Raw genomic sequence first — 998 nt, forward strand, 5'->3', positions numbered from 1 at the left:
GCCTCTGACGGACAACCTCCCGCAGGGGCGTGCCCGTCACCGACCGGCGCGCCCCGCCCCTCCCACGGAGCACGGCGTGGCAATCAGCGTCTTCGACCTGTTCTCGATCGGCATCGGCCCCTCCAGTTCGCACACCGTCGGCCCGATGCGTGCCGCCGGGATGTTCGTGACCCGGCTGAAGCAGGACGGTGTGCTCGCCCGGACCACCGCCGTACGGGCCGAGTTGTTCGGCTCCCTCGGCGCCACCGGCCACGGCCACGGCACCCCCAAGGCGGTCCTGCTCGGTCTGGAGGGCAACGAGCCGCACACCGTCGACGTCACCGAGGCCGACCTCGACGTCGAGCGGATCCTGGCCACCGGTCGCCTTCGCCTCCTCGGCGCCGAGATCGGCCCGGCCCACGAGATCGACTTCGACGTCCCGACCCAACTGGTCCTGCACCGCAGGCGTTCACTGCCGTACCACGCCAACGGCATGATCCTCTTCGCGTACGGCGCCGATGGTGTTCCCTTGGCGGAGAGGACGTACTACTCCGTCGGCGGTGGCTTCGTCGTCGACGAGGACGCGGTCGGCGCGGACCGCGTCAAGCCCGACGAGACGGTGCTGCCCCACCCGTTCCGCACGGGCGACGAACTGCTGCGGCTCGCCCGGGAGACCGGCCTGTCGATCTCCGCGCTGATGCTGGAGAACGAGAGGGCCTGGCGCACCGAGGAGGAGATCCGCGGGGGCCTGCTGGAGATCTGGCGAGTGATGGACGCCTGTGTCGCACGGGGGCTGGGCCGGGAGGGCATTCTCCCGGGCGGCCTGAAGGTCCGTCGGCGCGCGGCCGCGGCGGCGCGGGCACTGCGCGGCGAGGGCGACGCGAGAGGCCGCGCGATGGAGTGGGTGACCCTCTACGCGATGGCCGTGAACGAGGAGAACGCCGCCGGCGGCCGGGTGGTCACCGCCCCGACGAACGGCGCGGCCGGCATCATCCCGGCGGTCCTGCGCTACTACCTCG

General features: G+C 72.3%; 1 protein-coding gene. It reads left to right on the plus strand.

Annotation, left to right across the window (positions count from 1 at the left end; genetic code table 11):
* Nucleotides 1–76 precede the first annotated feature (76 nt).
* A partial coding sequence (locus AC3ETA_RS47750; RefSeq protein ID WP_432199166.1) for an L-serine ammonia-lyase occupies nt 77–998 on the plus strand: 922 nt, incomplete at its 3' end.

It is taken from the genome of Streptomyces sp. bgisy027, from assembly GCF_057710365.1.